Origin of the sequence: Gordonia zhaorongruii (assembly GCF_007559005.1) — a bacterium.
GTDB lineage: Bacteria > Actinomycetota > Actinomycetes > Mycobacteriales > Mycobacteriaceae > Gordonia > Gordonia zhaorongruii.
Window position 1 is genome coordinate 837251 of record NZ_CP041763.1, and the last position, 13484, is coordinate 850734.

Annotated in this window: 11 protein-coding genes; 5 read left to right on the forward strand and 6 right to left on the reverse strand. The window is 66.2% G+C overall.

Going from position 1 to position 13484, the window contains the following annotated elements; genetic code table 11:
- Window positions 1–19 precede the first annotated feature (19 nt).
- Both FO044_RS03765 and FO044_RS03770 read right to left on the reverse strand, forming a co-directional pair.
- Complete coding sequence (locus FO044_RS03765) at window positions 20–1159, reverse strand: Rv3169 family protein (RefSeq protein ID WP_132994041.1); 1140 nt, start codon at window positions 1157–1159, stop codon at window positions 20–22.
- On the reverse strand, window positions 1156–2280 hold the full coding sequence (locus tag FO044_RS03770) for a phosphotransferase family protein (protein WP_235831531.1): 1125 nt from the start codon (window positions 2278–2280) through the stop codon (window positions 1156–1158). The genes FO044_RS03765 and FO044_RS03770 overlap by 4 nt, the downstream gene beginning before the upstream one ends.
- Before the next feature lie 144 nt (window positions 2281–2424).
- Between FO044_RS03770 and FO044_RS03775 the strand changes: the two genes are divergently transcribed.
- From FO044_RS03775 to FO044_RS03790, 4 genes are all read left to right on the forward strand, one after another.
- Window positions 2425–4668: an MMPL family transporter gene (locus FO044_RS03775; protein ID WP_132994039.1), complete on the forward strand. Its 2244-nt coding sequence runs from the start codon at window positions 2425–2427 to the stop codon at window positions 4666–4668.
- Window positions 4669–4677: 9 nt separating this feature from the next.
- A complete protein-coding gene (locus FO044_RS03780) occupies window positions 4678–5310 on the forward strand; it encodes a TetR/AcrR family transcriptional regulator (protein ID WP_132994038.1) in 633 nt (210 codons plus the stop codon).
- A gap of 87 nt (window positions 5311–5397) precedes the next feature.
- Window positions 5398–6288, forward strand: coding sequence for a Bax inhibitor-1/YccA family protein (locus FO044_RS03785; protein ID WP_132994037.1), 891 nt, complete (start codon window positions 5398–5400; stop codon window positions 6286–6288).
- A gap of 88 nt (window positions 6289–6376) precedes the next feature.
- Window positions 6377–7831: an MDR family MFS transporter gene (locus FO044_RS03790; RefSeq protein WP_132994036.1), complete on the forward strand. Its 1455-nt coding sequence runs from the start codon at window positions 6377–6379 to the stop codon at window positions 7829–7831.
- A 4-nt stretch (window positions 7832–7835) separates the two neighbouring features.
- On the opposite strand, the gene FO044_RS03795 is transcribed toward FO044_RS03790, so the two are convergent.
- From FO044_RS03795 to FO044_RS03810, 4 genes are all read right to left on the reverse strand, one after another.
- Window positions 7836–9110: a competence/damage-inducible protein A gene (locus tag FO044_RS03795; RefSeq protein ID WP_143965349.1), complete on the reverse strand. Its 1275-nt coding sequence runs from the start codon at window positions 9108–9110 to the stop codon at window positions 7836–7838.
- A 55-nt stretch (window positions 9111–9165) separates the two neighbouring features.
- On the reverse strand, window positions 9166–9804 hold the full coding sequence (locus tag FO044_RS03800; protein WP_143965350.1) for an MspA family porin: 639 nt from the start codon (window positions 9802–9804) through the stop codon (window positions 9166–9168).
- Between the two features lie 35 nt (window positions 9805–9839).
- Window positions 9840–10472, reverse strand: a complete 633-nt coding sequence (locus tag FO044_RS03805) for an MspA family porin (RefSeq protein WP_143965351.1) — start codon at window positions 10470–10472, stop codon at window positions 9840–9842.
- A gap of 278 nt (window positions 10473–10750) precedes the next feature.
- Window positions 10751–11974: an acetyl-CoA C-acetyltransferase gene (locus FO044_RS03810; protein ID WP_132994032.1), complete on the reverse strand. Its 1224-nt coding sequence runs from the start codon at window positions 11972–11974 to the stop codon at window positions 10751–10753.
- Between the two features lie 98 nt (window positions 11975–12072).
- Between FO044_RS03810 and FO044_RS03815 the strand changes: the two genes are divergently transcribed.
- Window positions 12073–13482 carry a cystathionine beta-synthase gene (locus FO044_RS03815; protein WP_132994031.1) on the forward strand — a complete coding sequence of 470 codons (1410 nt, stop codon included), beginning with the start codon at window positions 12073–12075 and terminating at the stop codon, window positions 13480–13482.
- Window positions 13483–13484 lie beyond the last annotated feature (2 nt).

Here is a 13484-nt window from a genome sequence, read left to right on the forward strand (position 1 = left end):
GCTGTCGTCTGGGGGCGCGTCACCTATCCGGCGCGACGTCCAGGTACTCGGTGAACCCGTACTGGTCGTGCGGACCGATCACGGCGAACTCGAAGAGGCCCTCGCCGGTATCGACGGTCTCGCCGTCGTCGTAGGCGAACGTCGCGTAATAGTCGATCGGGCAGAACATCCTCATGGTCGGATCGAGTTCGGACACGTCGTTGCGCATGCCCTGGGTCTTCTCGTCGCCCTGCCACATCCCGTGGCGCCAGTCCTGCTCCAGGCCGTAACCGGTGCCGAAGCCGATGTAATTGGCCACCTGGGATTCGCACCGGACACTTGTCGTCACGCCACCAGGCTTGATGAATCGCAGCGTGGCGCCTGCCGGTTCGCGACCGCCCGGGACGAACTCTATGTCGTGCTCCACTCGCCCCAGCCATTCCGGATCTCGGCGGGAGTCGTTCCACACGAGTCTGGCGTCACCCATGATCCGTTCGCCGGTGCGCAATTCCTGGACCAGCACCACGATCGCGTAGTCGGCGAAGCGCATCACCGAGTAGATCCAGAAGAACGACGTCGCATCGGTCGATGCGGCACGACGCCCGGGAGGTTCGGCTTCGCCGACGGGTCGTACGCCCCAGGACCGGTCGCGGTTGCCGCGCCATCCGTCGGGTTCCACCTCGGATTCCCGGCCGTCGACAGTCAGTGAGCCTGACCACCGACCGGTCTGCACGAAGCGCATGGTGTCGAACGTGACGCGTTCGAGCTGCCGCTGGAAGTGACGCGGTTCCAGGACCGCAGGACCGTCCGCGTCGAAGGTCAGATCGAACGACAGGTCGCCGTGGCCGGGACTCAAGCTCACCCGCAGTGTGCGGAGGCCCTCGAGGATCTCGACCCGGAAGGGACCGATGGTCAGATCGTTCCGGTCCGCGCCGAGGGCGCGCGAGCTGCGCACCACGATGTGGTCGTCACCGTGCCGCACGACGGCGAAGCAGTCGGCCACTCCGAGGTTGGGATACACGCCCAACCCGATGATCAACCACGGATCACCGTCGGGCCCATGGCAGTTGAAGTAGTACCGGTCGTAGAAGTTGCGGTCCGACGTACCGACGTGCCGGATCACCTCGGCGATCTGGTGGATCGGATGGTCGTCCATCTCCGACAGCGCGGACTCGCTCATCGCTTCACATTCTCCCAATACGTGCCGGCGATCATCGCCTCCATCGCCGAGCGGTGCAAGATCATGTCGTCCGGGTCAGTCGGCTCCTCAGTCTGGCCGAAGTGGATTGCGCGGCAATTGATCCGGAACATGATCACGGCGTGGATCAAGGCGGCGTAACCGGTGAAGAAATCCAGGTCCACCGGCCGATATCCGGTCTGCTCCTCGTACGACGCTGCGACATCCTCGCGGCGCAGGAAACCGGGCAGTCCGTCCATGCCGGCCAACTCCGCGAGGTCCTGAAAGAATCTGTGCAGGAAGATCATCCATCCCACGTCCAGTTCGCGTGGGCCGATGGTCGCCATCTCCCAATCGAGGACGGCGACGGGTTCGAAATCGCGGTACATGATGTTTCCGATCCGTGCGTCACCCCACGACAGCGCCGGTTCGGGTTCGTCCCGGGGGTAGGTCTCCTCGACCCAGGCGAAGGCGCGGTCGATCAGCGGGGCGCCCGCACGTCCGGCGCGCGCCCAGTCGTAGAACCCGTGGAGGCGCCGTATGTGGGAGCGCAGCGGGGACTCGCCGTCGCCGGGCGCGGCGACGCCGACCGGCGGCAGGGGAGCGGCGTGGATCTTCGCGAGGACGCCGACCGACGCGGTCGCCATCTGCGACCGCTGCTCGGCGGTCGCCTCGGTGACCCACGACCCGAAGGTGTACGGCATGACGTCCGGTGGGACGTCGCCACCCACACGGTCCATCACGAAGAACGGCGCACCCAGTGCGTCCGGGCTCGGCTCCGACCACCACAGCGCGGGCAACGGCACGTCGGTGTGCTCGGCTAGATGCCGGATCAATTGGAACTGGCCGTCGAGATCGTACGATCCGAACACCGGATCGTTGTCGGGCATCGGCGCGACGCGCACCACCAGTTTCCGATCCTGGCCGTCGACGCGAACGTCCGCAAGCAGGGTCTCGCTCGACATACCGTTCGCCGCCGGTATCTCGATCCCGGTCACGTGGGCTCGGTCGCCCTCGTGCTGCTTCATCCAGGCGTCGAGTCGGTCGCGGAGCCATTCGGGGTCCCGGCGCGATCCGCTCGGCCGGGCCGCCTGGGAACCCTCATCATCGGTGATTCGAGTCACATCGCGATTAGAGCATGTGGCGACTCGTGTGCGAGCTGTTCGGCGCCGACTCGTCATAGAACGGACCGAAAACAGGCCTTCCAACGATGACTTATCAGTGGTAACTTATCGTTGTTAACCTACTGGAATCGTAAGGGGATCCTCGTGCTCGCACGAATGACACGGCGCGTCATCGCCGCACCCAAGATCGTGCTCGGAATCGCCGTGGCGTTGCTCGTGCTCTGCGGGGTGTACGGGATCGGTGCCGCGGAGAAGATGATGTCCGGCGGATTCGAGGATCCAGGTTCCGAATCGAGTCACGCCACGAAGGTGCTCGATGAGCGTTTCGACCGCGGCGGCGCCCAACTCGTATTCAAGCTCGACGCACCGGAAGGCGTGGACGTCACCACCGATCCGGAATCGGTGGCGGCGGGCCGCGAAGTGCTCGACGTCCTGCAGTCCAAGGGGGTCGACCGCGGTGGCTACGTGCAGGCCGGCGTCCTGAATATCTGGGACTCTCCGGAGCTGGCAGGGGAACTGCTGAGCAAGGACAAGTCGTCCACGCAGATCATCGCCTCCATCGCGGGCGGTGACGAGAAGGCACCGTCGAACGCGGAGGAGATGGTCGACCTCGTCGGCTCGCAACGCCACGGCATCGACATCCAGGCCGGCGGCATGGCGGTGGTCTTCGGGCAGATCAACGAACAGACCTCCAAGGATCTCGCAGTCGCCGAGGCGATCGCGATCCCGATCAGCTTCCTGTTCCTGATCGTGGTGTTCGGCGGCGTGATCGCAGCCGCGCTCCCCGTGCTGATCGGCGGTGCGGCCATCGTCGGCACCCTGGCGATGCTGCGGGTGATCGCCGAGTTCGCCGACGTCTCGATCTTCGCGCTCAACCTGACCACCGCGATGGGGCTGGCTCTCGCCATCGACTACACGCTTCTCATCGTCACCCGGTATCGCGAGGAAGTCGCGGGCGGGAAGTCCCGAGCAGACGCGATCGTCCGGACCATCGACACGGCGGGGCGCACAGTGCTCTTCTCCGCGATCACGGTGGCTCTCGCGCTCGCGGCGCTGGCGATCTTCCCCATGTACTTCCTTCGGTCCTTCGCCTACGCGGGCGTCGGCGTCGTCGTGGTGGCGCTGCTCGCCGCGCTCATCATCACTCCCGCGCTGCTGATCCTCCTGGGCGACCGCGTGGACTCCCTGAACGTCCGGCACGCCATCGCCAAGCGGTTCGGCCGGAAGACCTCGGCAGCCGAGTCCGGTGGGACTCAACCGATCGAGGAATCCGGCTGGTACCGGATGTCACGCGCGGTCCTGCGCCGCGCTGTTCCGGTCGCGATCGTCGTTCCGGTCCTCCTGCTGATCCTCGGGGCGCCGTTCCTATCTCTGAAGTTCGGTTTTCCCGACGACCGGGTGCTGCCGAAGGACTCCGCGGTGCACTCGATGGCCGATGAGATCCGCACCGACTTCACCGAGGATTCGAGCGGGACCGCGGTCGCCGTCGTCGAGGGCGACGTCGCGCCGCCCGCACTCGGTGGCTACGCGTCCGCACTGTCGAAGGTCGATGGCGTGGCCGCGGTGACGTCGCCGACGGGCGTGTTCCGGGACGGGCGGCAGATCGCGCCCGGAAACGATGCCGACGCGCGGCCCGGCGCCGCTCTGCTCACCGTCGCCTCCGGGGTTGCACCGATGAGCGACGACGGACGGGACCAGGTCGACGCACTGCGGAGTGTGGCGCAGCCCGCCGGTGCGGCAGTGGCGTTCACCGGCGCGGCGGCGACCAACGTCGACGCGGTGGACGGGATGTTCCATTACCTGCCCTGGGTGCTGATCGTGATCGCCGTCGCGACCTATGTGCTGCTGTTCCTGTTCACCGGCAGCGTGGTCCTTCCACTCAAGGCGTTGGTGGTGAACATCCTGTCGTTGTCGGCGACGTTCGGCGCCATGGTCTGGATCTTCCAGGAAGGGCATCTGGGCGGCTTGGGGACCACCCCGCTCGGCTACCTGGTGGCGACGATGCCGGTGCTGATGTTCTGCATCGCGTTCGGTCTGTCGATGGACTACGAGGTGTTCCTGCTCGGCCGCATCCGGGAGGAATGGCTCAAATCGGATCGGACCAAGGAGGCCAACGATCGTGCCGTCGCCCTCGGGCTGGCACGCACCGGCCGCGTCGTCACTGCGGCTGCCCTGTTGATGGCGATCGTCTTCACCGGGATCGCCGCATCCGAGGTGTCGTTCATGAGAATGTTCGGTGTGGGCTTGACGCTCGCGGTCCTGATGGACGCTACCGTCATCCGCATGCTCCTCGTCCCGGCTTTCATGCGGCTGGCCGGCTTGTGGAACTGGTGGGCACCTGCGCCGTTGCGGCGAGTGCACGAACGGATTGGAATCACGGAGGAATGACACCCGGACATGGCTGATTCCGTCCCTCCACGACAGCGCTCACCACGCGGTTCCGGTGAGAAGCTCGCCGCCGAGATCATCGACGCGACCACCGATCTGCTGATCGCCCACGGCAGTGCGGAGTCGGTATCGATCCGTCAGGTGGCCCAGCGCGTTGGCGTCACACCGCCGTCGATCTACCTGCACTTCGAGGACAAGGAAGAACTGCTCGACGCGGTGTGCGCGCACTTCTTCGAGCAGTTCGACGAGGTCATGATGGCGGCGAGCGCGGGTGTCGACGACCTGTGGGATCGGACCCTGGCCCAGGGGCTGGCCTACGTGAGGTTCGCCATCGAGAACGACGTCGTCTACCGCACGGCGTCAATCCGGGTCACCCCGCCCGGCGAGCCGACCCTCACGGACGAGGCGCTGATGTCGTCGGCATTCGTCCACTTCACCGACACCGTCGAGGAGATGATGGCTGCGGGCATCCTGCCGACGGACGATCCGGTCGTCACCGTGCTCAAGCTCTGGTCCGCCGCGCACGGTGTCGCGTCGCTGATGATCTCCAAACCGGGCCTGCCGTGGGGCGACGATCTGGCGATCGCGGAATCGATCCTGCGTGCCGTCTGCCTCGGGCTTGGTCAAGAACCGGTAAAGTAGGGAACACAGCGGGTCCGATGTTCGTTGAACGATCGAACCACATCGTCCGCACAGTTGATGCGTACCGAATTCGTGTAAGGAGCATACGTGCGAGAGAGCAGTAATCCGATCATGCGAGGCGTGGTCCGGGGCAACAAGAAGGACGGCGGCGGTTACGCCTCCTTCGGTCAAGGACTCGCAGGCGCCGGTCAGGCATCGATGATGCAGGGCCAGCAGCAGCACACCGACCAGTACACCCAGCAGGGCTACGCGCCGCAGGCCGGCACCCGCCCGATGAGCATCGACGACGTCGTCACCAAGACGGCGATGACGCTCGGCGTGCTCGTCGCGTTCGCCATCGCGAGTTACTTCTTCATCAGCAGCCGTGGCGACCAAGCCGCCCAGATGTCCGTCGCAGCGCCGATCATGGCCGTCGGCGCCATCGGCGGTCTCGTCCTCGTCCTGATCGCGACGTTCGGCCGCAAACAGGACAACCCGGCGATCGTCCTCTCGTACTCCGCGCTCGAAGGCCTGTTCGTCGGCGCGATCTCGTTCGTGTTCGGCAACCTCACCGTCAGCAACACCTCGGCGGGATCGATGATCGGCCAGGCCGTTCTCGGCACGCTCGGCGTGTTCGGCGGCATGCTCGTCGTCTACAAGGTCGGCGCCATCCGCGTCACTCCGCGGTTCACCCGCATGCTGATGGCAGGCATGTTCGGTGTCCTCGCCCTGATCATCGGCAACCTGGTCATCGGCTTCTTCAACGGTGGCGAGGGCTTCGGCCTGCGTGACGGCGGACCGCTGTCGATCATCTTCTCGCTGGTCTGCATCGCGCTCGCCGCGTTCTCGTTCCTTCTCGACTTCGACCAGGCGGACAACCTCATCCGCGCAGGTGCACCGTCGAAGGCGGCCTGGGGCGTGGCCCTCGGTCTGACCGTCACCCTGGTCTGGCTGTACGTCGAGATCCTGCGACTGCTGAGCTACCTCAACAGCGACTAGCCGCTCACGCGCTCACCGACCGACGAGGCCCGTCCGGTGCGAGGGAAAACACCTTGCACGGACGGGCCTCGTCCTGTTCGCTGAACTGGTGAAACGCAACGACTTCACGATCATCGCCACACTGATCGTCGCCACGTTCGTGGTAGTCCTCAACGAGACGGTGATGAGCGTGGCGCTCCCCGTCCTGCAGTCAGATCTCGGTGTGCCGCCGAGCGAAGGCCAGTGGCTCACCACCATCTTCATGCTGACGATGGCGATCGTCATCCCGCTGACGGGGTTCCTCATCCAGCAGTTCGGGACCCGCACGATGTTCCTGGCGGCGATGACGCTCTTCACGACCGGTACCGCCCTCGCAACGGTGGCGCCCGGTTTCGAGATGCTGCTGGTGGCGCGTGTCGTGCAGGCCCTCGGTACCGCGGTGATGCTGCCGCTGCTCATGACGACCGTCATGACGCTGGTTCCCGAGGAACGGCGCGGGGTGATGATGGGCAACATCTCCGTCGTCGTAGCGGTGGCGCCCGCGCTCGGACCGACCCTGTCGGGATTCATTCTCGATCATCTGAGCTGGCGCTGGGTATTCGGCGTCGTGCTGCCGATCGCGGTGGGTGCGACGGTCATCGGTGCGAAGTACGTGCGGCAGATCGGCGAGCGGTCGAAGGTGCCGATCGATGTCGTATCGATCCCGCTGTCGGTGCTGGGGTTCGGCGGTCTCGTCTACGGTTTGGTGTCCATCGGGCAGAGCGCCGACGGCACGGCCACCATGCCGATCTGGATCCCGTTCGTCATCGGCTCGGCAGGGCTCGCGGTGTTCGTGGCCCGCCAGATTCAGCTGCAGCGCGAGGACCGTGCGCTCCTGGATCTGCGGGTGTTCGCCTCCGTGCCGTTCTCACTGTCGGTGGTGCTGGTGATCGTCGCGATGGCGACGATGATGGGCACGTTCATCGTCGTCCCGCTGTTCGCGCACGACGTTCTCGGCATGAGTCCGCTCACCACCGGTCTCATCACGTTGCCCGGCGGTCTGCTGATGGGGCTGGCGTCCCCGTTCATCGGGCGGCTGTACGACCTGCGCGGACCGCGGATGCTCGTGATCCCGGGCACGTTGCTCATCTCGGGCGCGGTCTGGTTGATGACGACCATCACCACCGACACGTCGTTCTGGCTGCTGCTGGGCGCCAATGTGATTCTGTGTCTCGGTCTGTCGGCGACGTTCACTCCGTTGATGACGTTGAGTCTTGGTTCGCTGAAACCGGCGCTCTACTCGCACGGTTCGGCGGCGCTCGGCACGCTGCAGCAGGTCGCGGGTGGTGCCGGCACCGCGTTGTTCATCACGATCATGACCGTCGTCGCCAAGGACGGGATCGCTGCAGGAGACACTGCGGCCGTCGCGAGCACCGACGGTGTGCGGACCGTGTTCGTCACCGCCGGTTGCCTGAGCATCGTGGTGGTGATCCTGGGACTGTTCGTACGCAGGCCAGTCGGTCAGCAGTCGGCGGTGACGCCGGTCGACGATGACGAGCCGGAGCAGGTCGCCGTCCTCACCTGAGTCGCTACTCGCGCAGATGCTTGGCCAGCAGGTGCATGGCGGCCACGGTGGCGAGCATGCGCACCGACCGGCGGTCGCCGGGGAAGTGCCTGGTGGCCGTGACGGTCTCGCGTCCGGCGATCGCCACCCCGAAGCAGACCGTTCCCACGGGCTTGCCGGGACGTGCGCCGTCCGGACCGGCGATCCCGGTGGTGGACACGGCGACGTCCGTACCAACCGAGGTGCGGGCACCGTCGGCCATCGCCGCCGCGACCTGCTCGCTGACCGCACCGTGCTCGCCGATCAGGTCGGCGGGCACTCCGAGCACGCCGGACTTCACCTCATTCGCGTACGCGGCCACGCCCCCGAGGAAGTAGGCGGACGATCCCGGCCGGTCGGTGAAGCGGGCCGCGATCAGGCCGCCCGTGCACGATTCGGCCGTCGACACCGTGCGGCCGGCCAGCGCGTCGATCACCACGTCGTCCACCTCGGACCCGTCCGTCGAGAAGATGCGCTCACCGTACGACGCGCTCAGCATGTCGACCAGCGCGTCGTACGACGCCGTCGTGGAATCGTCGAACCGCGTGACGATCTCGAGTTCGCCGCCCCGCATGCAGGTGGTGACCTCGAGATCGGAATAGCCGTCGATGGACTGCTCGGCGTCGCGCAGCGTGACCGCGAGGTCGGGTTCGGACAGCCCGTAGGCCCGGATCGTCTCCTGCGTGACCGGTGATCGTCCGGTGAGAGCAGCGGAGACGGGGGCGCTGCCCATCGCAGCGCCCCACATCGACTGCAACTCGTGCGGTGGACCCGGCAGAATCAGGATCGTCGGATGCCTGTCTCCGGCGGGTATGGCAACCCCGGGGGCCGTCCCCGCCGGCGGGATCGGCTGCGCGCCATCGGGAATCAGTGATTGCTTCTCGACCGCGGCGAGCATCGAGGGAGGGAGGGAGTCCGCATCGGCGTACTTGCGCCACCGACGGACCACGCCGTCGACGGTCCGCGCGATATCGGCGTCGCGCCGCAGCTCGCGGCCAGTGAAGTCGGCGACCGTCGCGACCGTCAGATCGTCTGCTGTGGGGCCGAGGCCGCCGGTGGTGACGATGAGGTCGACGCCTTGATCGGTGAGGAACTGCAGCTGCGCGGTCAGATCGCGGGGGCGGTCACCGCAGACCGTGAGGTGACCGACCTCGACACCCAGCGCGAGTAACTGCTGTGACACCCACGGTCCGTTGCGGTCGGTGATCCATCCGCTCAGAACTTCGGTGCCGGTAACGACGATTCCCGCGCGCGTACTCACAGTGCTGAGAGTACGCGCGCGGGAATCAGTCAAAAAGAGCCGTCGTCGGGCTGGATCAGCCGAGGCTGAACGGCTTGCCGTACATCGTGACGTTGCCCTTGAAGGTGTCGGTCTTCACCTGAACGGTGACCTGGGCACGAGCCGAGGCGTGGCCGGCGCAGCCGTCGACGCCGAAGCGCTCCTGGCTGTACGCGAGTCCGCCGCGGGCGTTGCCGAAGTCGAACTTGGTGACGTCGTCGTCTGCACCGGCGACGTTGACCACGGGCACGTACTTGGCCTCACCGGGGGAGAGGGTGAAGCCGCCGGTTGCCTCGGCATCGGGCGTGACCGTGTCGTCCTCGGCTGTTGCGGACCCCTTGCCCTCGGCGCTGGCACCGAAGTTGAGCTGGCAGCCGACCTGGTAGCCGGCGTTGAGCGTGCCGCCCTTGACATCGCCCTTGGTGGAGACGGCGACCTTGCCCGAGACCCACACCTCACGGCTGGTCGGGATGTTGCTGACGGCGCGGCTGACGCGGACCGACTCGTCGAAGAGTCGGATGCTGACGCTGCTGCCGTCGCCGAGGTTCTTGTGCTTGAAGCCGCCCGGCAGCTTGCCCGCGTCGGCAGCACCGGTGGTGCTGGGAATGCCGGTGACGGCGATGAGAGCGGCGCCCGCGATTGCGGCACCGGTTGCGATACGAGAATTGTTCTTCATGTCAGTACGTCCTAGCGCAGTGTCGTCGGGGTGGATCAGCCGAGGCTGAAGGGCTTGCCGTACAGGGTGGACTGGACGACGCCGCCGTCGAACGACAGCTCATCGTCGTCGTTCAGTTCGTAGCCTTCGCCGGCGATGACCTTCACGATCGAGCGAGCCGACGCGTGGCCGCCGCATTGCTGAACGTTGAGCTGGAAGCCGGAGACCATGACGGTCGCCTTCTTCTCCTTGATGTCGATCTTGTCGCCCTTGACGAACTTCACCTCACCGGGCTTCAGCGGCACGGAGAGCGAACCGCTCAGCGACGGCGAGGTCGCGATCGTGCCGGAGAGGCCGCCCTCGAGGCCGGTGATGTCGATCTGGCAGCCGACGAGGTAGCCGACCTGCATGAGGCCCTTGCCCTTGCTCAGAGTGGCCTTGTAGGTGCCCGAGACCGCAGCCGAACGGCCTGCGCCGTTGTTGGCGACCGAGCGCTGACGGACCACGCTCTCGCCGCTGCGCTTGAGCTTGACGGTCTGGCCGTCGATGCCCGTCGAGGTCTTGGAACCGCTGGGGAGACGTCCGGCGTTGGCGTCGCCGGCGGTTGCGATCAGACCGGTTGCAGCAACCGCGGCAACGGTCGTCGCGACGGCGGCACGCCGTGCGATCGAGGTGGTCTTGTCGGACATTCAGACTCCTACTAAGTAACTGGTTGGTCTCGGAAAGACATCGTTCGGGGGGAACAGTAGCGGAGATTTACCGTCGTTTCGATGCGATGTCTCAGCGTGTACTTAGGTGGCACTAACTGTTCGTTCGACCGACACGATTCGCGTCACCTCCGCGTAACTTAATAGACCGAATCCCGTAATTGTGCAGGCTGAAGTCCCAGGACGAATCGGACAAAAGTAAACGCCGGCCGTCGACAGGAGTCGACGACCGGCGTTACTGTGAAACTCGTCACTGAGAGTTAGCTGAGACGCTCCAGAACCATCGCCATGCCCTGTCCGCCACCGACGCACATGGTCTCGATGCCGAACTGCTTGTCGTGCGTCTGCAGGTTGTTCAGCAGGGTGGTGGTGATGCGGGCACCGGTCATGCCGAACGGGTGGCCCAGCGCGATGGCGCCGCCCGAGACGTTCAGCTTGTCGTGGTCGATGCCGAGCTCGGCAGCCGAGCCGAGAACCTGGACGGCGAACGCCTCGTTGAGCTCCACCAGGTCGATGTCGCTCATGCTCATGCCGGAGACGCGCAGCACCTTGCGTACAGCCTCGATCGGGCCCAGGCCCATGATCTCCGGCGACAGACCCGTCGCCGCAGTCGCGACGACGCGAGCCAACGGCGTGAGGCCCAGTTCCTTCGCCTTGGTGTCGCTCATGATGACGAGGGCGGCGGCGCCGTCGTTCAGCGGGCAGGCGTTGCCTGCGGTGATGGTGCCGTCCGGGCGGAACACCGGCTTGAGCTGAGAGATCTTCTCGTAGGTGGTGCCTGCGCGGGGGCCGTCATCAGTGCTCACCTGCGTGCCGTCGGGCAGCGTGACCGGGTCGATCTCGCGAGCGAAGAAGCCGTCGTTGATCGCCTTCTCCGCGCGGTTCTGCGACAGGACGCCCCAGCGGTCCTGATCCTCACGGGAGATGCCGGTGAACGACGCGACGTTCTCCGCGGTCTGGCCCATCGAGATGTAGACGTCGGGAATCAGTCCGTCTTCGCGCGGGTCGTGCCAGGTGCCTGCGCCGCCTTCTGCGGCGGCCGCGCTCCGTGCCTGCGCATCGTCGAAGATCGGGTTCTTCGAATCCGGGAGTCCGTCCGCGGCACCGGAGATGCCGAAGCTCGAGACGCTCTCGACGCCGCCGGAGATGAAGACGTCGCCCTCGCCGGCCTTGATCGCGTGCAGGGCCATGCGGGTGGTCTGGAGCGAGGAGGAGCAGTACCGGTTGACGCTCACGCCGGGGACGTGGTCGAGGCCGAGTTCCACGGCGACGACGCGGGCGATGTTGTAACCGCCCTGGCCGCCGGGCTGGCCGATTCCGAGATGGATGTCCTCGATGAGGGCGGGGTCGAGTTCGGGAACCTTCGCGAGAGCCGCCGCCACCATCTGGCGGGCGAGCTCGTCCGGGCGGACATCCTTGAGGGAGCCCTTTCCGGCGCGACCGATGGGGGAACGGGCATGGGCCACAATCACTGCTTCTGTCATGCGCGCCACGATAGTCGATCACTCGCTCGGAAAGCGGAGTCTCGTGCAGATTCCGGGCCGGTCAGGTGCGAATGTCCACAAGGTGGGAACATGGACGCATGCGCATCGCCAATCACGTCGTGGACCTGGTCGGAAACACCCCGCTGGTCAAACTCAATTCGGTTATCAAGGACGGGGCGGGGCTCGTCGCAGCCAAGGTCGAGTACCTCAACCCGGGCGGTAGTTCCAAGGACCGCATCGCAACCCGGATGATCGACGCGGCCGAGGAATCCGGCGAATTGAAGCCAGGCGGCACCATTGTCGAGCCGACCTCGGGCAACACCGGTGTGGGACTTGCGCTGGTGGCGCAGCAGCGCGGTTACAAGTGCGTGTTCGTCTGCCCCGACAAGGTGGCGGAGGACAAGCGGAACGTGCTGCGCGCGTACGGCGCCGAGGTGATCGTCTGCCCGACGGCTGTCCCGCCCGAGCACCCGGACAGCTACTACAACGTCTCCGACCGGTTGGCAGAAGAGCTGCCCGGCGGCTGGAAGCCGAACCAGTACGCGAACCTCAACGGCCCGCTCAGCCACTACGAGACCACCGGCCCCGAGATCTGGAACGACACGGATGGCAAGGTGACGCACTTCGTCGCGGGCGTCGGCACCGGTGGAACCATCACCGGCACCGGCCGCTACCTCAAGGAGGCGTCGGACGGCCGCGTGAAGGTGGTCGGCGTCGACCCGGAGGGCTCCGTGTACTCGGGCGGCTCGGGCCGTCCGTACCTCGTCGAGGGTGTTGGCGAGGACTTCTGGCCGGACGCCTACGACCCGACGATCCCGGACGAGATCATCGCCGTCTCGGACGCTGACTCGTTCGAGATGACGCGTCGCCTCGCCCGCGAGGAGGGCCTTCTGGTCGGCGGCTCGTGCGGCATGGCCGTCGTCGCGGCCCTCGAAGTCGCCGAGCGTGAAGGCCCCGACGCCGTGGTCGTCGTGCTGCTTCCCGACGGTGGCCGCGGCTACATGTCGAAGATCTTCAACGACGACTGGATGAGCAGCTACGGCTTCCTCCGCACCCCGCTCGACGGGAAGGCTCGCGATGAGTCGACTGTCGGCGCCCTGCTGCGCGGGAAGTCCGGTTCGATGCCCGATCTGGTGCACACCCACCCGCAGGAGACGGTTCGTGACGCCGTCGAGATCCTCCGCGAGTACGGGGTGTCGCAGATGCCGGTCGTCGGTGCCGAGCCTCCGATCATGGCGGGCGAGATCGCCGGCGCGGTCACCGAGCGCGACCTGTTGAGCGCGGTGTTCGAGGGGCGCGCGGGTCTGGCGGATCCGGTCTCGGAACATATGGGCACCGCTTTCCCGTTGATCGGATCGGGTGAGCGTGTGTCCATGGCCATGAAGGCGCTCAGCGAATCGGATGCGCTGATGGTCATCGACGAGGGCAAGCCGATCGGCGTCATCACCCGCCACGACCTCCTGGCCTTCGCCAGCACGAACCCGATTCCGACACTGCAGGAGAACTGAAA